At 66.2% G+C, this 23,736-nt stretch carries 24 protein-coding genes; 15 read left to right on the forward strand and 9 right to left on the reverse strand.

Annotated elements, in window-relative coordinates:
• Positions 1-90 precede the first annotated feature (90 nt).
• The 7 genes from AS93_RS0106845 (at position 91) to AS93_RS0106875 (ending at position 8,065) form a co-directional block, all read left to right on the forward strand.
• Positions 91-768 carry a type 1 glutamine amidotransferase domain-containing protein gene (locus AS93_RS0106845; protein WP_027589925.1) on the forward strand — a complete coding sequence of 226 codons (678 nt, stop codon included), beginning with the start codon at positions 91-93 and terminating at the stop codon, positions 766-768.
• Positions 769-827: 59 nt separating this feature from the next.
• Complete coding sequence (recR, locus tag AS93_RS0106850) at positions 828-1,427, forward strand: recombination mediator RecR (protein WP_027589926.1); 600 nt, start codon at positions 828-830, stop codon at positions 1,425-1,427.
• A gap of 113 nt (positions 1,428-1,540) precedes the next feature.
• Positions 1,541-2,050 carry a sigma-70 family RNA polymerase sigma factor gene (locus AS93_RS0106855; protein WP_027589927.1) on the forward strand — a complete coding sequence of 170 codons (510 nt, stop codon included), beginning with the start codon at positions 1,541-1,543 and terminating at the stop codon, positions 2,048-2,050.
• 4 nt (positions 2,051-2,054) lie between these two features.
• Positions 2,055-3,017 (forward strand): FecR domain-containing protein, encoded by a 963-nt coding sequence (locus AS93_RS0106860; protein ID WP_037008676.1) that lies wholly within the window; start codon positions 2,055-2,057, stop codon positions 3,015-3,017.
• 99 nt (positions 3,018-3,116) lie between these two features.
• Positions 3,117-5,606 (forward strand): TonB-dependent siderophore receptor, encoded by a 2,490-nt coding sequence (locus AS93_RS0106865; protein WP_027589929.1) that lies wholly within the window; start codon positions 3,117-3,119, stop codon positions 5,604-5,606.
• A gap of 62 nt (positions 5,607-5,668) precedes the next feature.
• The gene (locus AS93_RS0106870; RefSeq protein ID WP_027589930.1) at positions 5,669-6,859 is read left to right on the forward strand and encodes a PepSY domain-containing protein; all 1,191 of its coding nucleotides are present in this window, start codon (positions 5,669-5,671) and stop codon (positions 6,857-6,859) included.
• A gap of 57 nt (positions 6,860-6,916) precedes the next feature.
• On the forward strand, positions 6,917-8,065 hold the full coding sequence (locus AS93_RS0106875) for an acyl-CoA dehydrogenase family protein (RefSeq protein ID WP_027589931.1): 1,149 nt from the start codon (positions 6,917-6,919) through the stop codon (positions 8,063-8,065).
• A 55-nt stretch (positions 8,066-8,120) separates the two neighbouring features.
• Here AS93_RS0106875 and AS93_RS0106880 read toward each other — a convergent pair whose 3' ends face one another.
• Together AS93_RS0106880 and AS93_RS0106885 are read right to left on the reverse strand one after the other, a co-directional pair.
• Positions 8,121-8,999 (reverse strand): SDR family NAD(P)-dependent oxidoreductase, encoded by an 879-nt coding sequence (locus AS93_RS0106880; RefSeq protein WP_027589932.1) that lies wholly within the window; start codon positions 8,997-8,999, stop codon positions 8,121-8,123.
• Entirely contained in the window at positions 8,996-10,546 is a 1,551-nt protein-coding gene (locus tag AS93_RS0106885; protein ID WP_027589933.1) for an NAD(P)/FAD-dependent oxidoreductase, read from the reverse strand. Before AS93_RS0106885 ends, AS93_RS0106880 begins: the two co-directional genes overlap by 4 nt.
• A 168-nt stretch (positions 10,547-10,714) precedes the next feature.
• On the opposite strand from AS93_RS0106885, the gene AS93_RS0106890 reads away from it, so the two are divergent.
• Positions 10,715-11,413, forward strand: a complete 699-nt coding sequence (locus AS93_RS0106890; RefSeq protein WP_027589934.1) for a TetR family transcriptional regulator — start codon at positions 10,715-10,717, stop codon at positions 11,411-11,413.
• A gap of 3 nt (positions 11,414-11,416) precedes the next feature.
• Here the strand turns inward: AS93_RS0106890 and AS93_RS0106895 are convergent, their stop codons facing one another.
• The 4 genes from AS93_RS0106895 to hemN form a co-directional block, all read right to left on the reverse strand.
• On the reverse strand, positions 11,417-12,250 hold the full coding sequence (locus AS93_RS0106895) for a metal-dependent hydrolase (protein ID WP_027589935.1): 834 nt from the start codon (positions 12,248-12,250) through the stop codon (positions 11,417-11,419).
• A 130-nt stretch (positions 12,251-12,380) separates the two neighbouring features.
• Positions 12,381-12,929: an adenine phosphoribosyltransferase gene (locus tag AS93_RS0106900; protein WP_027589936.1), complete on the reverse strand. Its 549-nt coding sequence runs from the start codon at positions 12,927-12,929 to the stop codon at positions 12,381-12,383.
• Positions 12,930-12,999: 70 nt separating this feature from the next.
• A complete protein-coding gene (fnr, locus tag AS93_RS0106905; protein ID WP_027589937.1) occupies positions 13,000-13,734 on the reverse strand; it encodes a fumarate/nitrate reduction transcriptional regulator Fnr in 735 nt (244 codons plus the stop codon).
• 145 nt (positions 13,735-13,879) lie between these two features.
• The gene (gene hemN, locus AS93_RS0106910; protein WP_027589938.1) at positions 13,880-15,253 is read right to left on the reverse strand and encodes an oxygen-independent coproporphyrinogen III oxidase; all 1,374 of its coding nucleotides are present in this window, start codon (positions 15,251-15,253) and stop codon (positions 13,880-13,882) included.
• A gap of 171 nt (positions 15,254-15,424) precedes the next feature.
• Here hemN and AS93_RS0106915 point away from each other — a divergent pair, with 171 nt between their 5' ends.
• From AS93_RS0106915 to AS93_RS0106940, 6 genes are all read left to right on the forward strand, one after another.
• A complete protein-coding gene (locus tag AS93_RS0106915) occupies positions 15,425-16,555 on the forward strand; it encodes an ABC transporter permease (RefSeq protein WP_051587368.1) in 1,131 nt (376 codons plus the stop codon).
• Positions 16,555-17,340, forward strand: coding sequence for an ATP-binding cassette domain-containing protein (locus AS93_RS0106920; RefSeq protein WP_162172919.1), 786 nt, complete (start codon positions 16,555-16,557; stop codon positions 17,338-17,340). Before AS93_RS0106915 ends, AS93_RS0106920 begins: the two co-directional genes overlap by 1 nt.
• Positions 17,340-18,257: an MlaD family protein gene (locus tag AS93_RS0106925; protein ID WP_027589941.1), complete on the forward strand. Its 918-nt coding sequence runs from the start codon at positions 17,340-17,342 to the stop codon at positions 18,255-18,257. Before AS93_RS0106920 ends, AS93_RS0106925 begins: the two co-directional genes overlap by 1 nt.
• Positions 18,254-18,853, forward strand: coding sequence for an ABC-type transport auxiliary lipoprotein family protein (locus AS93_RS0106930; RefSeq protein WP_027589942.1), 600 nt, complete (start codon positions 18,254-18,256; stop codon positions 18,851-18,853). The genes AS93_RS0106925 and AS93_RS0106930 overlap by 4 nt, the downstream gene beginning before the upstream one ends.
• Before the next feature lie 91 nt (positions 18,854-18,944).
• Positions 18,945-19,340, forward strand: a complete 396-nt coding sequence (locus AS93_RS0106935; protein WP_027589943.1) for a PA2779 family protein — start codon at positions 18,945-18,947, stop codon at positions 19,338-19,340.
• On the forward strand, positions 19,328-20,293 hold the full coding sequence (locus AS93_RS0106940) for a PA2778 family cysteine peptidase (protein ID WP_051587369.1): 966 nt from the start codon (positions 19,328-19,330) through the stop codon (positions 20,291-20,293). The genes AS93_RS0106935 and AS93_RS0106940 overlap by 13 nt, the downstream gene beginning before the upstream one ends.
• Positions 20,294-20,367: 74 nt before the next feature.
• Here AS93_RS0106940 and AS93_RS0106945 read toward each other — a convergent pair whose 3' ends face one another.
• Positions 20,368-21,648, reverse strand: a complete 1,281-nt coding sequence (locus tag AS93_RS0106945; RefSeq protein ID WP_027589945.1) for an FAD-binding oxidoreductase — start codon at positions 21,646-21,648, stop codon at positions 20,368-20,370.
• A 160-nt stretch (positions 21,649-21,808) separates the two neighbouring features.
• Between AS93_RS0106945 and AS93_RS0106950 the strand changes: the two genes are divergently transcribed.
• Positions 21,809-22,795 carry a diaminopimelate dehydrogenase gene (locus AS93_RS0106950; RefSeq protein ID WP_027589946.1) on the forward strand — a complete coding sequence of 329 codons (987 nt, stop codon included), beginning with the start codon at positions 21,809-21,811 and terminating at the stop codon, positions 22,793-22,795.
• Positions 22,796-22,835: 40 nt separating this feature from the next.
• Here AS93_RS0106950 and AS93_RS0106955 read toward each other — a convergent pair whose 3' ends face one another.
• Complete coding sequence (locus AS93_RS0106955) at positions 22,836-23,057, reverse strand: DUF3079 domain-containing protein (RefSeq protein ID WP_027589947.1); 222 nt, start codon at positions 23,055-23,057, stop codon at positions 22,836-22,838.
• Between the two features lie 47 nt (positions 23,058-23,104).
• Positions 23,105-23,698, reverse strand: coding sequence for a phosphonate metabolism protein/1,5-bisphosphokinase (PRPP-forming) PhnN (gene phnN / locus AS93_RS0106960; RefSeq protein ID WP_027589948.1), 594 nt, complete (start codon positions 23,696-23,698; stop codon positions 23,105-23,107).
• Between the last annotated feature and the right edge of the window lie 38 nt (positions 23,699-23,736).

Consider the following 23,736-nt stretch of genomic DNA (forward strand, 5'->3'; position numbering starts at 1 on the left):
ATGCCTCGGCGCCGGTTTCGCCGGTGCCGAGGCGAACCTCCGTGTTGCGGCGTGGTCTTGCCTTCACACCCTGAATGGCGGAGACGAACAATGAGCCGGCACATCCTCATGGTGGTCACCAGCGCTGACCGCCTGCTCAATGGTGAACCCACCGGCCTGTGGCTGGAGGAGTTCGCCATTCCCTACAAGATCTTCCTCGATGCCGGCTGCCGGGTGCGCGTAGCCAGCCCGAAGGGCGGCGCCACGCCGCTGGATCCGCGCAGCATCGAGGAGAGTCATCCGGAATGGCAGCGTGCCCGTGATGCCTTGCGCGACACCGAGGTGCTCGACACCCACCTGAGCGCCCGGGATTTCGACGCCATCTTCCTGCCTGGCGGCCACGGTACCGTGTTCGACCTGCCTGGGCATCCGGTGCTCGGGCGCTTGTTGGCCGAGCTCGAGGCACTGGGCAAGGTCTGGTCGGCGGTCTGTCATGGTCCGTCGGCATTTGTCGGAGCGGAGCGCAAGGACGGCAAGCCGCTGGTCGAGGGCCGCCAGCTGACCGCCTTCAGCGACGCCGAGGAAATGGCCATGGGCCTGGAACAGGCCGTGCCGTTCCTGCTGGAAAGCACCCTGCGCGAGCTGGGCGCCCTGGTGGAGGTGGGTGAGAGCTTCGCGCCCTTCGTGATTCGCGACCACAACCTGATCACCGGACAGAATCCAGCCTCCAGCGAGCTGGCCGCCCGCCGGGTGCTGGAAGCCTTGGAACAGGCGGAGCGGGCTGATTGACGCCTGCTGGCGGGCGCGGGTATAACCCGCGTCTTTCCAGCAGTCCGGCAGTAGTTCCCATGAGTTTCACTCCGCTGATCCGCCAGCTCATCGACGCCCTGCGCATCCTGCCCGGCGTCGGCCAGAAGACCGCGCAACGCATGGCCCTGCAATTGCTGGAGCGCGACCGCAGCGGTGGATTACGCCTGGCCGAGGCGCTGCGCAAGGCCATGGAAGGTGTCGGCTACTGCCGGCAGTGCCGAACCCTCAGCGAAGACGAGATCTGCCCGCAATGCAGCGACCCGCGCCGTGACGACAGCCTGCTGTGTGTGGTGCAGAGCCCGCTAGACGTCTTCGCGGTCGACCAGACCGGTTTTCGCGGCCGCTACTTTGTGCTCAAGGGACACCTGTCGCCGCTGGACGGTCTGGGGCCGGAAGCCATCGGTATACCCGAGCTGCTCGAACGCATCGCCCAGGGCGGTTTCAGCGAAGTGATCCTGGCCACCAACCCCACCGTGGAAGGCGAGGCCACCGCCCATTACATCGCCCAGCTGCTGCTGCCCAAGGGCCTGGTGGTGTCGCGCATCGCCCACGGTGTGCCGCTGGGCGGCGAACTGGAGCTGGTCGATGGCGGCACCCTGGCCCATGCGCTGGCAGGGCGTAAGCCGCTGACCCTCTGAGGCGCTATCGCTGGCGAGCCCAGACGACCCGCAGATAAATCGCTATTCCCGCTGTCCGATATGGATGAGAAGCGTTAGCATTCTCGACTTTCCATTCGGGACAGGGCGGGGCGATGACGACCAGCGTATGCGATCCGGAACAGCTGCAACGGCTGTACAGCGCTCACCACGGCTGGTTGCGCCTGTGGCTGCGTCGGCAGCTGGGCTGCTCGGAGCAGGCGGCCGATCTGGCCCAGGATACGTTCCTGCGCATCCTCGCCAGGGAGCGCGAGCTGAACCTGTTGCGTGAGCCCCGCGCCTATCTGGCGACCATCGCCCGCGGATTGCTGATCAACCACTGGCGTCGACAGGCCATCGAACGCGCCTATCTGGAGGCACTGGCCCGGCAACCCGAAGCCGTGGCCGGATCACCCCAGGAGCAGGCGGAGGTCGTCGAGACCCTGCTGCGCGTGGATGCCATGCTGGCGCGCCTGCCGCAGAAGGTGCGCACGGCCTTCCTGCTGTCCCAGCTCGATGGCCTGGGCTACGCCTGTATCGCCGAGCGCCTGGGCGTCAGCGAGCGCATGGTGAAGAAGTACATGGCGCAAGCCATGCTCCATTGCCTGACCTGCTGCGCGGAGTGACGCCATGGCGAGCCCGGAGCCGAACGGCAGCGCATTCAACACCCTGCAGCAGGCGGCGGAATGGTTCGCCATCCTCCAGAACGCCCCCAGCCCGGCGGAGCGCGAGGCCTGGCGTCTCTGGCTGCATTCGCGGCCGGAGCATGCTGCGGCATGGGCGCGTGTCGAGGCGATCAGCCGACCCTTTCACACGCTCCCCGACGAAGCCTGCCGTCAGGCTGCCGGTGTGGCCCTGCGCACTTCGCTCACCCGTCGCCAGCACCTGAGGATGCTGGCGTTGCTCTGTGGTAGTGGCGCCCTGAGCTACGCCGGACTGCGCCAGGCACCCTGGAACGTCTGGGGTGCGACGCTGCGCACGGGCGTCGGTGAGATGCGCGAGGAGCGTCTGGCGGATGCCTCGCGGGTATGGCTGAACACCGACACGGCCCTGGATGTGGATTTCGCCGGCGCCCAGCGCCGCCTCACGCTGCACCGTGGCGAACTGCTGGTGGAGCTGGCGGCCGATCCACGGCCACTGCTCCTGCAATCGCCCCAGGGCGCAGTGAATGCCACGACGGCGCGCTTCAGCCTGCGCCTCGATCCGGACATCGGCCGCCTGGCGGTCTATGCCGGCAGCGTCGAGCTGGTGACGCCACAGGGGGTTTCGCAGCGGCTCGAAGCGGGCCAGGGATGGCGGTTCGGCGGCTCGTTACCCGGCCGGCGGCTGAGTGTGAGCGGGGAGCGCGAGGTGGCCTGGAGCCACGGCATGCTGCTGGCCGACGACATGCGCCTGGGTGATTTCGTGGTCGAGCTGGCCCGCTACCGGCGCGGCTATCTGGGCTGCGCACCGCAGGTGGCCGACCTGCGCCTGGTGGGAGCCTTCCCCTTGGCGGACACCGGACGCGTGCTGCGGGCGCTGGCCGAGACGCTGCCGGTGCGCATCCACCGTCCGCTGCCCTGGTGGGTCAGCATCGAGCCGCGGACTGCCTGAATAATAAAAATATTTCTCATTTGAAGTTCCCCTTTTTTTCCGTGAAGTGGCCTTGGTAGTACCCCGGCGTTTCGACGCTCAATCGATTCGAGGTATGCCATGCACCGCACAGGTTCACTTGCTGTATTCGTCTATTCGCCGCTGTCCCGAGCCATTCAGGCTGCCGCGCTTGCGGCGCCCCTGCTGCTGTTGCCCGGCTGGACAGCGATGGCCCAAGCTGCCGAGCCGGGCAGCCAGCAACAGGCGCCACGCAGCTACAGCATTCCGGCGGGGCCCCTGTCCACGGCGCTCAGCCGTTTCGCCAGCGAAGCGGGCATTCTGCTGGCGGCGAATGCCGGACTGACTGCCGGCAAGCGCTCGCCGGGACTCAACGGCGCCTACACCGCGGAGCAGGGGCTGGCGGTGCTGCTGGAGGGGAGCGGTCTGCAGGCGCGTGGCGACGGGCAGGGCGGCTTCACCCTGCTGGCCCAGGCAGCGCAGGGCGCCCTGGAGTTGCAGGCCACCCAGGTGTTCGCCCTCGGCAACGCGCTGGGCAGCATGGCGGGCTATCAGGCGACCCATAGCAGCGTGGCAACCAAGACCAGCATGCCGCTGCTGGAAACCTCGCAGAGCGTCTCGGTGGTGACCCGCGCGCAGATGGACGACCAGGGCGCCCGCAGCGTCGCCCAGGCGGTGCGCTACACCCCCGGGCTCATGAGCGCGCCGTACGGAGCAACCACGCGTTACGACTACGTGGCCCTGCGCGGCATCACCGACGGTGCAGTGGACAACCTCTACCTCGATGGCCTGAAGCTGATGGGCGACAGCGGCACCTACAGCAGCCTGCAGGTGGATCCGTTCTTCCTGGAGCGGATCGACATCCTCAAGGGGCCGTCTTCGGTGCTCTATGGACGCAGCCTGCCTGGCGGGCTGGTGGCGATGACCACCAAGAAGCCCGAATACACGCGCAACAACCAGGTGCAGCTGTCCGCCGGCAGCAACGACTATCAGCAGCTGGCATTCGACGTCACCGGCCCGCTGGGCGAGCAGGAGCGGCTGGCCTATCGCCTGGCCGGCGTGGCGCGCGACGCCAACAACCAGGTGGACGACATCGAGGAGCAACGCTTCGCGCTGATGCCCTCGCTGAGCCTGGAGCTGGGCGAGGCGACCCGCCTGACCCTGCAGGCGCTGCTCCAGCGCGACCCGGAAAGTGGCTACCACGGTGGATTGCCGGCCGAGGGCACGGTGCGCCCCTATCGGGGCCAGCGCATCCCGCGCAGCTTCTTCGAAGGCGAGAAGGACCGCGAGCGCTTCGAGCGCGATCAGCAGTTGCTCGGCTACCAGCTCGAGCACCGTGTCAACGAGGTGGTTTCGGCGCGACAGAACTTCCAGTATCTGGACGCGCAAGTGGATTCCGACCAGGTCTACCAGTACGGCTACACCCTGGACGACTACGGCTACGGCGCTCCGGGGGATCTCTACCGCGCCTACACCGGGGCCGAGGAAGCGCTGCATGCCTGGACGATCGACAACCAGCTGCAGTTCGAATTCGACACCGGGCGGCTCAGTCACACCCTGGTCGCCGGCCTCGACTACCAGCGCCGCAAGGCCAAGGTCAGCTACGAAGGCGGTACGGTGAGCCCCGTGAATCCCTACGCCGCGTCCCGTCCGGTGGCCAGCTACAGCTTCTACCACCAGTACGATGAAAGCCGACGCCTGGAACAGACCGGCCTGTATGTGCAGGACCTGCTGGCCCTGAACAACTGGCGTTTCTCCCTGGGGGTGCGCCACGACTGGGTGGATGTCGGCTTCGAGCAGACCGAGTCGCTGTACGGGGATCAGGCCGACAACGCCACGCAGGAGCAGCTGACCGGACGGGTCGGTGTGCTCTATGCCTTCGACAACGGCCTGTCGCCCTACGTCAGCTACGCGGAGTCCTTCAATCCCAATACCACGGCGGCCTACAACTACAACGGCTCGACCTACGACATCAGCCTGCTGGAACCCACCAAGGGCAAGCAGGGCGAAGCCGGTCTGAAGTACCAGCCACAGGGCCGTGACGACCTCTACACCCTGTCGGTCTTCGAGCTGCGGCAGACCAACCTGGCCAGTAAGGATTCCAGCGAGAACTTCTTCCGCGCGGTGGGCGAAATCACCTCCCGGGGCGTGGAGCTGGAGGCGCGCTTCCAGCCGCTGGAGAACGCCAGCGTGCTGGCCAGCTACACCTACCTGGATGTCGAGTACTCCAAGGACTTCGTCGGTGCCGCCGGGGTGAACAACCGTGGCAATACGCCGAACGCGGTGGCGCGTCACATGGCCGCCCTGTGGGCCGATTACCGCTTCCGCGGGGGCCTGCAGCTGGGCGCGGGGGCGCGTTACTTCGGCCACAGCTGGGCGGATGCGGAGAACAGCCTGCGGCTGCCGTCCTACACCCTGTTCGATGCGTCGCTGAGCTATGACCTGACGCAGGTCGGCCTGGCCGGTGTGGCGCTGCGCCTGAACCTCAACAACCTCACCGATGAGACCTACGTGTCGGCCTGCAACAGCCTGCTGCAGTGCTACTACGGCGAGGAGCGCAACGTCATGGCCACCTTCAGCTACGACTTCTGACCCGCTCATCAGGCCGTCCACCGTCAGGCGGACGGCCTTCGTACCTACCCGCAGGAAAACCGATGCGCGCGATTCTAGTCCGACTGCACCGTTATCTCGGTCTGGCCACCGCCCTGTTCCTGGCGCTGGCCGGTCTTACCGGCAGTGTCCTGGCCTTCCATCATGAGCTCGATGAATGGCTGAACCCCGGCTTCTACCACACGTCCGGCGTGGGCGAGGTGTTGCCACCCGAACGCCTGGTGGCGCGGGTTGAGCAGGCCTACCCGCGCATGCAGGTGTGGTACATGGAGTTTCCCCAGGAACCGGGACATGCCGCCTTGCTGGCCCTGGTCCCGCGCAACGACCCGCAAAGCGGCCAGCCCTATGCGGAAAAACCGGTGGTCCGCTACCTGGACGCGGTGACGGGCGAGGAGGTGGGGTACCGCCACTGGGGCGAGTGCTGCTTCTCCCGGCAGAACCTGGTGCCCTTCCTGCTGGAGTTCCACTACAACCTGGCGCTGCCGGGCAACTGGGGTCTGTGGCTGATGGGCCTCGTGGCGATTCTCTGGGTGGTGGACAGCATCGTGGCGCTGGTACTGACCTTCCCGCGCGGGCGCCCGTTCTTCGCCAAATGGGCGGTGGCCTGGAAGGTCAAGCCGCAACGCCTCAACTACGATGTGCACCGCGCAGGGGGCTTATGGCTGTGGTTGCTGCTGCTGCCGGTGGCGATCAGCAGCGTGGCGATGAACCTGCCCGAGCAGGTCTTCAAGCCGGTGGTCTCGTTGGTCTCGCCGGTGCCGCCCAGTGTCTACCACGCACGCAGCCAGCTAGCCGGCGAGGAGCTGGGCACTACCGCCTACGGCTATGACGAGGCCTATCGGCATGCGCTCCGTCATGCTGGCCAACTGGGCCTCGACGAGCCCATGACCGAGCTCTACTACAGCTTCGAGTACAACTTCTATGGCGCCGGGTTTGGTGCCCATGACAGCGACCAGGGCAATGCCTGGGTGTTCTTCCATGGCAGTGACGGCCGCTTGCTGGGCAGCGAAATTCCCGGGCAGGGCACGCTGGGCGAACGCTTCTTCCGCCTGCAGCTGCCAATCCACGGCGGACGCATCCTCGGTTTCCCCGGACGAGTGCTGATTGCCGTGCTGGGCGTGGCGATCGCGGTGCTGTGCGTCACCGGCACGCTGGTCTGGTGGCGCAAGCGACGGGCCCGACGCGCAACGCGGGTTTCCAGACCACCGGCCGTGGAAGACATGGATGCCGGTTGAAAACCAAGCAAGCGCTTGGTAAGGTTCCGTCCACAAGAACAAATCCGGAGCCGATCCATGGCCGCATTCCAGGAATACTTCGACGAATCCCATCAACTGGTCCGCGACTCGGTGCGCCGCTTCGTCGAGCGCGAGATCCTGCCGCATATCGACGACTGGGAGGAAGCCGAGGAATTTCCCCGTGAGCTGTACAAGAAGGCCGGCGACGCCGGCATCCTCGGCATCGGCTTCCCCGAGCCGTTCGGCGGCAGCCACGAGGGCGACCTGTTCGCCAAGATCGCGGCCAGCGAAGAGCTGATTCGTTGTGGCTCCACCGGCCTCGTGTCCAGCCTCTGCTCGCTGGACATCGGCCTGCCTCCGGTCCTCAAGTGGGCCAGGCCGGCGATTCGCGACCGCGTGGTGCCGGAAGTGCTGGCCGGCGACAAGATCATCGCCCTGGCCATCACCGAGCCCGGCGGTGGCTCCGACGTGGCCAACCTGCAGACCCGTGCGGTACGTGAGGGCGATCACTACCGTGTCACCGGTAGCAAGACCTTCATCACCAGCGGTGTGCGCGCCGACTACTACACCGTGGCGGTACGTACCGGTGGCGAAGGCTTCGGCGGCGTCAGCCTGCTGCTGGTCGAGAAGGGCACTGGGGGTTTCAGTGTCGGCCGCAAGCTCAAGAAAATGGGCTGGTGGTGTTCGGACACCGCCGAGCTGTTCTTCGATGATTGCCGGGTGCCGGTGGAGAACCTTATCGGTGCCGAGAACATGGGCTTCGCCGGCATCATGGCCAACTTCCAGAGCGAGCGTCTGGCCCTGGCGCTGATGGCCAACATGACCGCGCAGATGGCCCTTGAGGACGCCCTGGCCTGGGCCCGCGACCGCAAGGCGTTCGGCAAGCCGATCAGCAAGTTCCAGGTGATCAAGCATCGTCTGGCGGAAATGGCCACCCAGCTGGAAGTGTCCCGCGAGTTCACCTATCGCCAGGCGGCGAAGATGGCGGTCGGCAAGAGCGTGGTCAAGGAGATCTCCATGGCCAAGAACTTCGCCACCGACGTGTCTGACCGCATCGTCTACGACGCCACCCAGATCCTCGGCGGCATGGGTTTCATGCGCGAGAGCCGTGTCGAACGCCTGTACCGCGACAACCGCATTCTGTCGATCGGCGGCGGCACGCGGGAAATCATGAACGAGATCATCAGCAAGCAGATGGGCCTGTGATCCGCTGGTTAAAAAAGGCCGCGCCGGAAGACGCGGCCAAAGGCTCAGCAGGGAGTCACTCCGCCAGCTCGGTCTTGCCGGAGTTCTTGGGCGCAAAGCGCGCCGCCAGCCGCATGCTCAGCACCACCATGCGCTGGTACAGCGCCGGCATGCCGCGCATCATCAGGTCCACGCCCCGGGCGTCGAGGCCGATCAGGATACGTCGCTGGTTGCGCTGCACGCCGCGCAGGATCACCGCCGCAGCCTTTTCCGGGCTGGTGCGCAGCAGCAGGTCGTTGAACTGCTGTCGCGACTGGTTGGCGTCCTGGCCGGTCACCGTTACCAGGCTGTCGTTCATGCGTGCGCTGAGTGCGATGTTGGTACGGATGCCACCCGGATGCACGCAACTGGCGGAGACGCCGCAATCGGCGATATCCAGCTCCTGGCGCAGCGATTCGGTAAAGCCGCGCACCGCATACTTGGTGGCGTTGTAGGCGCTCATGCCGGGTTGGGCGAACAGGCCGAACACGCTGGAGACATTGACGATGTGCCCGGCTCCGCTGGCCTTCAGGTAAGGTAGAAACGCCTTGGTGCCATGGACGACCCCCCAGAAGTTGATATCCATGATCCAGTGGTAGTCGTCCAGCGCATTGCCTTCCACGCTTCCGCCCTGTGCGACGCCGGCGTTGTTGATGATCAGGTTCACCCGACCGTGGTCGATCATCACCTGGTCGGCCCAGTGCCGCACGGCCTCGAAATCGGCCACATCCACCCGCTGATGGCTGACCTTCACCTCGAAGCGGCGCGCCTGTTCCACGGTTTCCGCCAGCCCTTGCTCGTTGATGTCGCTCAGTGCCAGCTCGCAGCCCTGTCGCGCCAGGTTCAGCGCCAGGGCGCGGCCTATCCCGGAGCCGGCACCGGTGATGGCGGCCACCTTGTCGTGGAAGCTCTTCATGCGCGCGCCTCCTGTTGCTCCGGCTCCGCCTTCAATGCTTCCTCGGCGGCGGGCTGGCGGCTGAAGTGATAGGCCGCCGGATCAAAATGCCGGGTGATCTGCCGGAAGCGCCAGGTGAAGCCGGGCCAGACGGTGCAGTTGCGACCGCTCTGCGGATGCAGGTACCAGCTGGCGCAGCCGCCCGACTGCCACACGGTGCGGGCGGAGGTCTGGTCGATCTTGCGGTTGAAGCGTTCCTGGGCCTCACGCTTGACCTCGACGGTATCCAGGGCGCGTTCATCGAGCAGCTGCAGCGCGCTCATTACGTACTGGATTTGTGACTCGATCATGTACACCATCGAGCTGTGCCCCAGGCCGGTGTTCGGTCCCATGAGGAAGAACAGGTTGGGGAAGCCGGCGGTGGTGGTGCCCTTGTAGGCCTCCGGGCCGCGCGGCCAGCTGTCCACCAGGTCGACACCGTTGCGGCCGCTGATCAGCCCGCGCGGGATGGGGTCGGCGGGGGTGAAGCCGGTGCCCAGGATGATGGCGTCCACCGTGCGTTCCTGGCCATCCTGGGTGACGATGCTGTTGGCGCGAACCTCGGCGATGCCGTCGGTGATCAGCGACACGTTCGGCTGGGTCAGTGCCGGATAGTAGTCGTTGGAGATCAGTACCCGCTTGCAGCCCATTACGTAATCGGGCGTCAGCTTGCGGCGCAGTTCGGGGTCGCGGATCTGCTTGCGCAGGTGATGGCGCGCCACCAGGCTGGCGAGGCGCAGGATCTGCGGACTGATGGCGAAGCCCAGTACACGGGCCTCCAGGAAGCTGTAGATGCCGCCACGCCAGAGTTTCTGCAGGGCGGGGTGACGGCGGAACAGCCGGCGCTCGCGCTCGCTGATGGCACGGTCGGGTTTGGGCATGATCCACGGCGGGGTGCGCTGATACAGGTCGAGCTGGCCGACCCTGGGCTGGATCTGCGGCACGAACTGGATGGCCGAGGCGCCCGTGCCGATCACCGCCACGCGCTTGCCGCTCAGGTCATAGTCGTGGTCCCACTGCTGGGAATGGAATAGCTTGCCCTTGAACGTCTTCAGACCCTTGATGCTGGGGAAGGCCGGGGTAGACAGTCCACCCATGCCGGACACCACGAAGCGGGCGCTGAACTGCTTGCCGTCCCGGGTCTCGATCAGCCAGTGCTGGCTGCTTTCGTTCCAGCTCAGACGACAGAGTTCGGTGTTGAGCTGGGTATGCGGCGCCAGGCCGAAGCGCTCCCAGCAGTCCTCCAGGTAGCGCTTGATTTCCGGCTGCGGGGCGAACATGCGCGACCATTCGGGATTCGGCGCGAAGGAAAAGGAATACAGGTGCGATTGCACGTCGCAGGCGCAACCGGGGTAGTGATTGACGCGCCAGGTGCCGCCAACGCCTGCCTCCTTTTCAAGCAGCAGAAAATCGTTCTCGCCCGCCTGCTTGAGGCGAATGGCCATGCCCAGTCCGGAGAAGCCGGTACCGAGGATGGCGATCTTGCAATGGGGTATCGCGCTGGGCGACAGGGGCGTAGCGGCAGTCATGGGCCAGGATTCCTTCTTATGATTGTTCGACCGGCGTGAGCCATTGCCATGCGATGGGTAGGGGGGCATCGGCAACGGTTCATGGGAAACTCTATCGGGCGGTAGACGTTTGTCTACCCGGTTCCCGCCCTAACCTCCGTTGGGTGGATTGGCTGACAAGGACACGACATGACGCTGATGGAAACCCCGCTGGCCCAGGGTAAGCGGCTGCTGCTGGATGCAGCACTGCGCCTGATGGCCAGGACCCATAGCCTGAGCAGCCTCGGCCTGCGGGAGCTGGCGCGCGAGGCGGGTCTGAACCCCAACACGTTCTATCGCCATTTCGGCAGCATCGAGGAGCTGGGGCTGGTGCTGATCACGCAGATCGGCACACAGCTGCGCAGGCCGTTGCGCGAGCTGCGGCGCGAGGCGGCCCAGCGCACCTTGCAGCAGGCGCGTGGCGAGCAGCTGCTGGGGGCTGATCTCACCCGAGGACGGCAAGTGTGCCGGGAAACCGTGCAGCTGTTCTTCGATTTCGTAGAGCAGAACCCGGATGGCTTCATCGTCGGTATGCGCGAGCTGCACGGCGCTTCGCCAATGCTGCGCAAGGCCTTGCGCGAGCTGATGGCCGATTTTGCCCAGGACATGGCCGAGGACATTGCGGAGTTCGGGCTGGTGCCCGGTGTCGATGAGGAAACCCTGCTGCGCATGGCCTCGACCATCACCCGACACCTGTTCGTGTTGGCCCAGGATTACCTGGAACAGCCCGAGCGTCAGGCTGCCGTGCGCGGCGAGGCCGAGGAGCTGATCATCACCCTGCTGGCGGGTGCCCTGGCGTTGCGCCAGGGTATCCGCGCGGCTGGAGGGCCGGGAAGCCCCGGCCCCTGACGTTCAACCGGCGAAGGCCAGTGCTTGCTTCCAGCGCTTCTCCAGTTCGCGGGTCTGGTGCTGGCTGGGGTGGAACCCGGGACGAAAATAGTCCAGGTAGGGGCGCAGCAGGCCCGGCACGTAGCCGTGACGCAGGCTGAACAGGGTCTTCAGGCCGTATTTCCAGGTCTTCCAGTTGAACAGCTGGCCGTCCTTGCGCATCAGGTGCAGCTGGAACCAGGCGATCACGCCGAGGAATAGCACTGTGGTGACCAGCATGGCGCTGGTGCGCAGCAGATAGCCGCCGTCGATGGCTTGGTAGACGTCGTAGGCCACCGACTTGTGCTCGTTCTCCTCGATGGCGTGCCACAGCCACAGCCGGTACATACGCGGGTCGGTCATCTGCAGGCTGATGTCCTCGCGGCGCAGCAACTGCTCGGCCATGCTGGCGGTGAAGTGCTCCAGGGCGCAGGTCACGGCCACCTGCATCTTCTTCGAGGTCAGGCGGGTCACCCACTTCATCAGGACCTTGATGCGCAGCTCCAGCCGGTGCAGGTCGATGCCGTGCTCGGCGGCGTACTCGTTGTACGCCGCGTGTTCCTTGGAGTGCATCGCCTCCTGGCCGATAAAGGCGCTGATGTCCTTTTGTAGCTGGCGGTCGCGCACCTGGTCGCGCACCGCGCGCACGCTGTCGACGAAAAATTTCTCGCCATACGGAAACAGCGAGGACAGGTTGTTCATGAAATGGGTCATGAACGGATCGCCGCTCCACCAGTAGCGAGGCGTGCGGCCAAAGCTGAAGTCCATGCGGCGAACCGGGAAGTGCGGGGTGATGCGAAGGGGCTGTAGGGCAGTCATGAGCGAATCCTCGGTACGGCAATGCAAATAGGCAGGCCGGGCGCCGATGCATTCGGGGCCGGGTCACCTATTTGAGGCCGGGATGCGGAGGATTCGCCGCCAACCAAGGGTTGGCGGCTGCGAACGGCGATCAGCGATCGTCGAGGGCGAAGGCGGTCAGCGTGAACACGGGGATGCCGATGTCCTGCAGGCGGCGCGAACCGCCCAGCTCGGGCAGGTCGACGATCGCGGCCGCCTCATGCACGCGCGCACCCATGCGGCGGGTCAGGTTGGCGGCGGCCAGCAGGGTGCCACCGGTGGCGATCAGGTCATCGATCAGCACCACGGAGTCGCCCTCGCACAGGCTGTCGGCCTGTACTTCGATGACGGCATCGCCGTATTCGGTCTGGTAGGTTTCTTCCAGAAGGTCGCAGGGCAGCTTGCCCTTCTTGCGGAACAGGATCAGCGGCTTGTTCAGCTCGTAGGCGAGGATGGGGCCGAGCAGGAAACCGCGCGCATCCAGGGCGCCGATATGGGTGAATTCGTTCTCCACGTACCGCTGGATGAAACTGTCAACCATCATGCGCAGTGCGCGCGGCGACTGGAACAGCGGTGTGATGTCGCGAAAGACCACGCCGGGCTTGGGGAAATCGGGCACCGGGCGGATCAGGGATTTGAGGGCGAATTCGTCGAAAATCATCGGGTCGTGTCCAGGTGAACGGTGCGCGAAGTATATCGCGCACGGCCTAGCGATGAGGAGGGCGCCGGGATCAGAGTTCCAGGCTGCCACCGGCCAGGGCACAGAGTTCGATGGGCTTGAGGATGATCACTTCCTTGCCCTCGGCATCAATCATTTCGTTCTGCTGGAAACGGGTGAACACGCGCGACACCGTCTCCACGGCCAACCCCAGATGATTGCCGATCTCGTTGCGCGACATGGCGAGGCGGAACTGGTTGGCCGAATAGCCGCGGGCGCGAAAACGGGCGGACAGGTTGACCAGGAAGGTAGCGATACGTTCGTCGGCGGTCTTCTTGGAAAGCAGCAACATCATCTGCTGATCGTCGCGAATCTCCCGGCTCATGACCCGCATCAGCTGGCGACGCAGCTGCGGCAGCTGCACGGACAACTCATCGAGTCGCTCGAAGGGAATCTCGCACACCGAGGTGGTTTCCAGCGCCTGTGCCGACACCGGGTAGAGCTCGGTGTCCATTCCGGAAAGGCCGACCAGTTCGCTGGGCAGGTGGAAGCCGGTGATCTGCTCCTGGCCCAGGTCGGTCACGCTGAAGGTCTTCAGGCTGCCGGAACGCACCGCGAATACCGAGCCGAAGGCATCGCCCTGGCGGAACAGGAACTCACCCTTCTTCAACGGACGTCCGCGCTTGACGATCTCGTCCAGCGCATGGAGGTCTTCCATGTTGAGGGAAAGGGGCAGGCACAACGGAGCCAGACTGCAATCCTTGCAATGCGCCTGATGGGGCGCACGAAGCTTGTTGGTCTCGGACATGGCTCTTCCTGAGAGAAGGGGGGATTCACGATGGCCGCAAGGTTACCCCAGGAAAACCGGCAGGACCAGCCGGAAAACGCACCCGACCGAATTCGACCGCTGGCGGTGCAGCGCTCTGGTTCGGGGGTTGAGGAGCAGTTTGTGACTAATGGCCGCAGGCCAGTGTCGGCTCCAGATAGCGGTCGAACAGCATGCACACCGAGCGCACCAGCAGCCGTCCGGCCGGTAGGATCTGGATGCCCTGCGGTTCAAGCGCCAGCAGGCCGTCCTGGTGCATGGCCTGCAGTCGCGGCCAGATGTCCCCGAAGTACTCCGGCATGCGGATGTCGTGGGCTTGCTCGAGGCTGGCGAAGTCCAGTTCGAAATGGCAGATCAGCCGCTGGATGATGTCGCGGCGCAGCAGGTCGTCGGCATTGCAGTGCAGGCCGCGCACGGTGGCCAACTGGTCGTTGGCCAGGCTGTGCTGATAGCCGGCCAGATCGCTGTCGTTCTGGCAGTACAGCGAACCCACCTGGCTGATGGCGGACACCCCCAGGCCGATCACATCGCAGTGGCCATGGGTCGTGTAGCCCTGGAAATTGCGTTGCAGGAAGCCGTCCTCCTGCGCCATGGCCAGCTCGTCGTCGGGCAGGGCGAAATGATCCAGGCCGACGTAACGATAGCCTGCGGCTGTCAGTTGCTCGATGGCGTTGTGCAGCATCTCCAGCTTCTCGTCCGGGCTGGGCAGGTCCTGTGTCTGGATACGCCGCTGTCCGGGGAAACGATCCGGACGGTGAGCGTAGTTGTACAGCGAGATGCGCTCGGGCTGCATGTCGAGGATGGCGTTCACCGTGCTGGAGAAGCGTGCGGTGTTCTGCCTGGGCAGGCCATAGATCAGGTCGATGTTGATCGAGCGGTACTGCAGGGTGCGGGCGGCGTCGACGATGGTCCGGGTCTGCTCCAGGGTCTGCAGGCGGTTGACGGCCCGCTGCACGTCCGGGTCCAGGGCCTGCACGCCGAGGCTGACCCGGTTGAAGCCCAGCTCGCGCAACAGGCCCATGGTCGACCAGTCCGCCTCGCGGGGGTCGATCTCGATGCTGTAGTCACCGGAGGAGTCGTCCTCCAGCAGATGAAAGTGCCCGCGCAGGGTCTTCATCAGCTGGCGTAGCTCGGTGTGGTTGAGGAAGGTGGGTGTGCCGCCGCCGATGTGCAGCTGCTCCACCTGCTGGTTCGCGCCGAGGTGGCAGCCAAGCAGCGCGATTTCCCGCTCCAGGTGCTTCAGATAGGGTTGCGAACAGCTGCGGTCCTTGGTGACCACCTTGGTGCGCGGGCAGTAGTAGCAGGCGTTGGCACAAAAGGGGATGTGCAGGTACAGCGAGAGCGGGCGGTTTTCCCGGCGGCTGGTGCGCAAGGCATGCAGCAGGTCGAACGAGCCAATGCCGGAATGAAACTGCGACGCCGTGGGGTACGACGGATAGCGCGGGCCAGCCTGGTCGTAGCGGCGAATCAGTTCGGGATCCCAGCGAATGGCGTCGAGCATCGGACGTCCCAGCGAGTTCTTGAGTGGCGCTGAGTCTAGGTGGGGGGGCAGGGGGGCTCTTTGATCTGTATCAAAGCCCCTGGGATTCAGGGGTGGCGGCCTGATCAGCGCCGTTGTGCCTGGCGCGACAGGTCCGCCGGCAGGCCAGCCAGCAGTTGCTAAGCTGGCCACATGATCCCGCGCGCCGATATCCGCTACGACGAAGACACCGCCTCGTTGCGACTGGGCGGTGCCTGGACGCTCGCGCACTATGCGCGGCTGCAGGCGGGACTGGCGCGCTGGAAGGAGGCTTCGACCCGCGCGCGCCAGGTCGACATGAGTGAACTGCAAGGGCTGGATACCGCCGGCGCCGCGCTGCTCGCCGAACTGTTCGGCGCTGATCGCCTGCTGGAGCTGGCGGACCGTGCGGAGGGCTTGTCCGAGGAGCGACGGGCGCTGTTACGCACCGTGGCCCGCGCCCTGCAGGGCGCGGCGCCTGGCGAAGTGCCGCCGAGGCGCTCGACGCTGCTGGAGCTGCTCGAGCAGATAGGCCGGGCGGTGGAAGCGCTGTGGCGGCATGCGGTCGGCCTGCTCGGCTTCATCGGCCTGGTGCTGACCACCATGGCCAGCGTGCTGTTGCGGCCGCGCCGCTGGCGCATGACATCGCTGGTCGCGCACCTGGAACAGTCCGGCCTGGATGCGGTGCCCATCGTCGCCCTTCTGACCTTCATGGTTGGAGCCGTGGTCGCCTTCCTGGGCGCCACCGTGCTGGCCGACTTCGGTGCCACCCAGTACACCGTCGACCTGGTGGCCTATTCCTTTCTGCGCGAATTCGGCGTGCTGCTGACCGCCATCCTGCTGGCCGGGCGCACAGCCAGTGCGTTCACCGCGCAGATCGGCTCCATGAAGGCCAACGAGGAGCTGGACGCCATCCGCACACTCGGGCTGGACCCGCTGGAATTGCTGGTGTTGCCCCGGGTGTTCGCCCTGCTGATCGCGCTGCCGTTACTGACCTTCATCGCCATGCTCAGCGGCATGCTGGGTGGCGCCGTCGTGTGCATGCTGTCGCTGGACATCCCGCCCAGCCTGTACCTGAGCATCATCCAGAACGGTGTAGACGTGCGGCATTTCCTGGTGGGTATGGCCAAGGCGCCGATCTTCGCCTTCCTCATCGCGGTGATCGGCTGCCTGGAGGGCTTCCGGGTGAGCGGCAGCGCCCAGTCGGTGGGCGAACACACCACCTCCAGCGTGGTGCAGTCGATCTTCATGGTCATCCTGGTGGATGCCCTGGCGGCGCTGTTTCTCATGGAGATGGGCTGGTGATGCGGGCTACGGTTATCGAGGTGCGCGGCTTGGTCAACCGCTTCGGCAGCCAGACGGTGCACGAGGACCTGGATCTGGACCTGTACCGTGGCGAGGTGCTGGGTGTGGTAGGCGGTTCGGGAACCGGCAAGTCGGTGTTGCTACGCAGCATCGTCGGCTTGCGCCGGCCCAATGCCGGCGACATCCGCGTACTGGGCGAACAGCTGGAACGGCAATCGCCGGAGGCGCGTTCCCGCCTGGAGCGGCGCCTGGGCGTGCTGTACCAGCGCGGCGCGCTGTTCACCTCGCTGACGGTGCTGGAAAACACCGCCCTGCCGTTGATCGAGCACAGCGGGCTGAAGCGTCCCGAGGCGGAGCGCCTGGCGCGGCTCAAGCTGACTCTGGCCGGGCTGCCGCTGAACGCCGCGGACAAGTATCCGGCCGAACTCTCCGGCGGCATGGTCAAGCGCGCCGCGCTGGCCCGGGCACTGGCCCTGGACCCGGAGATCCTTTTTCTGGACGAGCCCACTGCGGGTCTCGATCCGGTGGGCGCGGCCGCCTTCGATACGCTGATCGCCACGCTGCGCGATGCGCTGGGGCTGAGTGTGTTCCTGGTCACCCACGATCTGGACACGCTGTATGCGATCTGCGACCGGGTGGCCGTGCTGGCCAATCGCAAGGTGTTGGTGGCGGATCGCCTGGACGTTGTGGCCGCCACCGACGACCCCTGGATCCAGGATTACTTTCACGGGCCGCGCGGGCGCGCGGCCGCTCAGGCCGCCCGGCAGGCGGCAGGGAGTCGCTGATGGAAACCCGAGCGCATCATGTCCTGATCGGTCTGTTCACCGTCCTGCTGGTGATCGGCGGCCTGCTGTTCGCACTTTGGCTGGCCAAGAGCCAGTCGGATCGCTCGTTCGGCGAGTATGAGGTGGTGTTCGAGGAGACCGTGACCGGGCTGTCCAAGGGCAGCGCTGTGGAATACAACGGCATCCGCATTGGCGATGTGGTGGCTCTGTGGCTCGACCCGGATGACCCGCGCAAGGTGCGGGCGCGCATTCGCGTGGCGGCCGGCTCGCCGATCAAGCAGGACACCCGCGCGCGCCTGTCGATTACCGGCGTCACCGGCACGGCGATCATCCAGCTGCTGGGCGGCACGCCCGAAAGCCCGCCGTTGCGCACTCGCCCCGACCAGCCGGCGGTTATCGTCGCCGACCCCTCGCCGATCGCTAAGCTGATGTCCGGCGGCGAGGATCTGATCACCAGCATCACCCGGCTGCTGGACCAGGCCAACCGGATGTTCTCCGAGGCCAACATCACCCGCTTCGGCCAGATCGTCGTCAACATCGAGCAGGCGACCGGCAACCTGGCCGGCCAGAGCGGGGGACTCGACCAGGCCATGACCCGCCTGAATGCCTCGTTGAACCACGCGAGCGGGGTGCTGCGCAGTCTCGACGGCCTGCTCGACCAGGAAGGCCGGCAGATTCTGCGCCAGGCCCTCGCGACCATGAACTCCCTGCAGCGCAGCAGCCGCGAGGTGGAAACTCTGCTGGTCGACAACCGCGATTCGCTGGAAAGCGGCATGCAGGGGCTGGCTGGACTCGGGCCCATGCTGCAGGACCTGGGCGAATCGCTGGATTCGCTGCGTACCTTCAGCCGCCGGCTGGAGCAGAACCCCGCCGGTTACCTGCTGCAACGCGACACCCTGGAGGAATTTCGCCCATGAAGATGCTCCTGCCCGTGTTCTTCGGCCTGCTGGCCAGCTGCTCCATCCTCCCCGAAAGCGAGGAGCTGCGGGTCTACCAGTTGCCGCACCTGACCCACACGGACGTCCCGGTCCCCGCGGCGCCCCTGAAGGACACGCTGCGCGTCAGCCGGCCACAGGCCTCGCCCCTGATCGACGGCACGCGCATCCTGGTTGCACCCGAACCGGAGCGGCTCAGTGCCTACCCAGGGGTGCGCTGGAGCAATCATGCGCCGATTCTGCTGCGTGACCGGTTGATGGAGCAGCTGCGCGCCAGCGAGGCGTTTGATGCGGTGGTGAGTGACCAGATGAGGGCGCTGGCGGGGTTCGAGCTGGCGGGCGAGCTGCAGGCATTCCAGATCGAATACCGCCAAGACCAGCCAGTGGCTGTGGTGCGCATGCAGGCGACGCTGCTGGGAGGCGGCAAGCGCCTGGTGCTGGCAAGCCAGAAGTTCCAGGGCGAAGTGGCGGCGGATGGCCGCTCCGTCGAGGCAGCGGTGGCGGCGCTGGGCCGGGCCAGCGATGAACTGGCTCGCCAGGTGACCGCCTGGGTTATTGCGAGGTTGCGCACATCCTGAGAGGCCTCGGCGCCTCGCCTGGAGTACAGGCCGAACGGCGCCGGGGCTCCATGGTCTACCAGGGGTTCCCGCCCTCAAGGAGTCAGCGAACATGATCGCCCAACGGTTCATGCGTCATCTGGCCGCCGTCCTGGCGGCCTTCCATCTGCTGGTGGTGGTTCAGATGCCGGCCGCCCAGGCCATGGTTGGCACCTCGGAAGTCATCGCCGAACAGCAGCTGCAGGTCGACCGCCAGCAACTGCTGGACATGCTCGAAGATCAGGGCGTGAAGGAGAAGCTGGCCGCGCTGGGTGTGGCGCCCGATCAGGTGGAGCAGCGCATCAACAGCCTGACGGCCGCCGAGCTGGCGCAGTTCAACCAGCAACTGGAACAGGCGCCCGCCGGCGGTAGTGTGGTCGGCATCATCGTGCTGTTCCTGGTGATCTTCATCATCACCGACATGCTCTGTGCCACCGACATCTTCAGCTTCATCCGGTGCATACGCTGATCCGTCTCGGCCTCGTACTGGTGCTGGCGACGCTAGGCGCCTGCGCGCGCTCCCCGGTGTTGCAGCCGCAAACCGCGCAGCTCCCGGCACGCGTAGAGCTGACCCAGGTTCCGTTCTTTGCGCAGGACGCATACCAGTGCGGCCCGGCCGCACTGGCCACGGTGCTGGTGCATGGCGGTGTCCAGAGCAGCCCGGACGCGCTCAGGGACCGGGTGTTTCTGCCCGGGCGGCAGGGCAGCCTGCAGGTGGAGCTGGTGGCCGCCGCACGCCAGGCCGGGCAACTGGTCTACCCGCTGGATGCCCGCCTGGACAGCATCCTGGCCGAGGTGGCGGCTGGCAATCCCGTGCTGGTGCTGCAGAATCTGGCATTCAACTGGCGGCCGACCTGGCATTTCGCCGTGGTGGTCGGCTACGACCGCACGCGGGAGATGCTGGTGCTGCGCTCGGGGGTGACCCACCGGCTGGAAGTCGATTTCGCCACCTTCATGCGCACCTGGCAGCGCGGTGAGCGCTGGGCGGTGGTGGTGACGGACCCTGGCCAGTTGCCGGCCACGGCAACACCCCTGACCTGGCTGCGGGCCGCCAGCGACCTGGAGGAGACCGGCCAGCCGGCTGCCAGTGAACGCGCCTATCAGGCGGCGACGCAGCGCTGGCCGGCGGAAGCGCTGCCCTGGTTCGCGCTGGGCAATCGCCTCCACGCCCGCGGGGATCAACCGGGGGCGGCCGATGCCCTGCGGCGCAGTGTGCAGCGCTCACCGGGATTTGCTGCCGGCTGGTTCAACCTCTCGGAAGTGCTGGCTGCCCAGGGCTGTAACGACCAGGCCCGTCTGGCGCGGCAGTGCGCTGCGGCATTGGCGCCCGAGGATCGGCGGTTTCGCGCGCCACTGGCGGTGGCGGCACAAGCGGGCCGCTGCGTGGCATTGCCGGCATCGTGCGGGTCCGCTGCTCCGTAGGCCCGGACTGGCCCTGCCGTGAATCCCGCCCCCGATGGCTGTGTGCCCATCGAAGACCGGCTCTGCGCCGGTCTTCACACCCCCAAACGATCCCGCAAGCTGTAGTACCAGGCGCCCAATGCGCTGAACTGCGCCTGGAACAGACGCCCACCCGGGAACGGGTAATGGGGGAGGCTGGCGAAGGCGTCGAAGCGCTCGGCCTGCCCGCGCAGCGCCTCCGCCAGGACCTTGCCGGCCACATGGGTGTAGGTGACGCCGTGGCCGCTGCAGCCCTGGGAGTAGTAGATGTTGTCGCCGATCCGGCCGACCTGCGGCAGGCGAGACAGGGTCAGCAGGAAGTTGCCGGTCCAGGCGTATTCGATTTTCACCTTCGCCAGTTGCGGGAAGGTCTTGAGCATCTTGGGCCGGATGATCGCTTCGATGTTCGCCGGGTCCCGGGCGCCGTAGACCACGCCACCGCCATAGATCAGGCGTCGGTCGGCGGAGAGGCGGTAATAATCCAGCAGGTAGTTGCAGTCCTCGACGCAGTAGTCCTGCGGCAGCAGGCTGCATGCGAGCTCCTCCGGCAGGGGTTCGGTGGCGATCACCTGGGTGCCGCAGGGCATCGACTTGGCCGCCAGTTCCGGGAGCAGCCCGCCCAGATAGGCGTTGCCGGCCACGACCAGGAAGTTCGCCCGGACCTGGCCCTGGGGGGTGTGCACCACCGGCCGGGCGCCTCGTTCGATCCGCACCGCCGGGCTGTGCTCATGGATGACACCGCCCAGGGACTCGAAGGCCGCCGCTTCGCCCAGCGCCAGGTTCAGCGGGTGCAGGTGACCGCCCTGGCGATCCAGCATGCCGCCGATGTAGCGGGTGCTGGCCACCACCTCGCGGATGCCGCGATTGTCCAGCATCTCCAGGTGGTGGTAGCCGAAGCGTTCCCACAAGCGCTTCTGTTCTTCCAGATTGCGCAACTGCCGGGGAGTGAAGGCGGCGAATACGCCACCCGACTTCAGGTCGCAGGCGATGCCGTAGCGCTCGACCCGCTCGCGAATGATGCGTCCGCCCTCGAAGGCCATCTCGCCGATCAGGCGAGCCTGGTCTGCAGCGACATGCTGCTCCACCACATCGATGTCACGGCTGTAACTGTTGACGATCTGGCCCCCGTTGCGACCCGAGGCGCCGAACCCGACCTGCACGGCCTCCAGCACCACGACCCGGAAACCCTGCTCGGCGAGGAACAGCGCCGTGGACAGCCCGGTATAGCCAGCGCCGATCACGCAAACGTCGGTGTCGATGCATTCCACTAGCGGCGGACGCAGCGGGGCCGGGTTGGCCGACGCTGCATAGTACGACTCGGGGTGACTGTTCATCATTCTGGTCGGCCTTGTATCAAATATTTGACGACGAGCCGATCCTATCCCAGGCGCCCGCGGCCGCCAATCCCGGCTCGCGGGAGAAAGCGCGGCGAAATGGTGTATCGTGCGCCGCTGGGCAGTCATGCCCCAAAATGGGTCATTTTTCAGCAAGGTATTTATGGGCAAGCAGATTCGCATCGGCATCGCCGGCTACGGCAACCTGGGACGCGGCGTGGAAGCCGCCATCGCGAAGAATCCGGACATGACGCTGGTGGGTATTTTCACCCGGCGCGCACCCGAGTCGCTGACGCCGCTGTTCGCGAACACGCCAGTGCATCCCATCGCCGCACTGCCGGACTTCAAGGACGCCATCGACGTGCTGATCCTCTGCGGCGGCTCCAAGGACGACCTGCCGCAGCAGGGTCCGGAGATGGCGGCCCTGTTCAATATCGTCGACAGTTTCGACACCCACGCGCGGATTCCCGAGTATTTCGAGTCGGTGGACGCCCCGGCGCGGGCCGCCGGCAAGACCGCGCTGATCTCCATCGGCTGGGACCCGGGCCTGTTCTCCATCAACCGCCTGTACGGCGAAGCCCTGCTGCCCGACGGCGCCACCTACACCTTCTGGGGCAAGGGGCTGAGCCAGGGGCATTCGGACGCCATTCGCCGCGTGCCCGGCGTCAAGGCCGGCGTGCAGTACACGATTCCCTCGCCCGAGGCGATCGAACAGGTGCGCAGCGGTGCGCGCCCCGAGCTGAGCACCCGCCAGAAGCACACCCGCGAATGCCATGTGGTGCTGGCCGAGGGCGCCGATGCCGTGGCGGTGGAGCAGGCCATCGTCAGCATGCCCAACTACTTCGCCGACTATGACACCCGCGTGCATTTCATCAGCGAGGAGACCTTGCGCCGCGAGCATGACCGCATGCCCCATGGCGGTTTCGTGATCCGCAGCGGCAGTACCAGCGAGACGCACAACCAGGTGATCGAGTATTCCCTGCAACTGGACAGCAACCCCGAATTCACCGCCAGCGTGCTGGTGGCCTATGCCCGCGCCGGATATCGCCTGAACCAGCAGGGCCAGATCGGCGCCAAGACGGCCTTCGATGTGGCGCCCGGCCTGCTGTCCATCAAGACCCCCGAGCAGCTGCGCGCGGAACTGCTGTAACGATGTGGGTTTCCCCCTGCGGATGGCGGGGGGAAACCTGTCAGCTGCGGTGGATCAAGGCTTCCGGCTCGACGGCCACTGCCGTGTCGCCTTCCACCTTCCAGCCACCAAAGGCGTGCCAGTCGTCGCCCCACACTTCGCTGGGGTGCTGGGTGCGGTCGGCGCCATTGCCGCAGGCCAGGGATTCGGCCGGGCAGTAGCGGTCGCATCCCCAGCAGATGCGCTCGGGATGGGCGGGCTGTAGCGGAAATTTCTTGGCCATGGTCAACACCTCGCTGCGCCGGCTCATCCTCCGTCGCACGGCGCCGGTCAGCCTTGACCGGAATCAAGTCCCGGGGCGGAGCGGTCGCAGTGTTCGGCGATCAGCGTCAGCATGCGCCGCACGCTGTCTTCCAGCGGGCCGGAATTGTCGAGGATGCGCAGGCCGGACTCGCCGGCGAGTTCCTGGCTCATCTGTCGACTGCGCTGCAGACGCGCCTCGATCTGCTGCGGGGTTTCCCGGCCGCGGTTGTGCAGCCGCTGGCGCAGGATCGTCTCTTCCACGTGCAGCAGGATCGGCAGCAAGGTGGGATAGGCGCGTCGCGCCACGTCGAGATGCCCGCGTGAACCATTGACCACCACGGTACGCCCGGCGTCCAGCCAGGCATCGATCTCGCGAGAAATCGCGTACTCCAGCTGATTGGCCTGCCAGTGCAGGGCGAACTCGCCCCGCTCACGGCGTGCGCGGAATTCCTGTGGGTCCAGGCCGATGGCCTGCTCCTCGCCGATGCTGCCGCTGGGCCGGGTGATCAGGCGGGTGGCGATGCACGCACCCATGGCCGCCAGCGGCTCGGCGGCAGCACGCAGCAGGCTGTCCTTGCCGGAGCCGGAGGGACCGATCAGGTAGACCAGGCAACCGGCCATCGTCAGGCCTGCCTGGCGCCGCTGGGCGCAGTTGGCAA

The organism is Pseudomonas sp. RL (assembly GCF_000647775.1).
In the GTDB taxonomy this organism is placed as follows: domain Bacteria; phylum Pseudomonadota; class Gammaproteobacteria; order Pseudomonadales; family Pseudomonadaceae; genus Serpens; species Serpens flexibilis.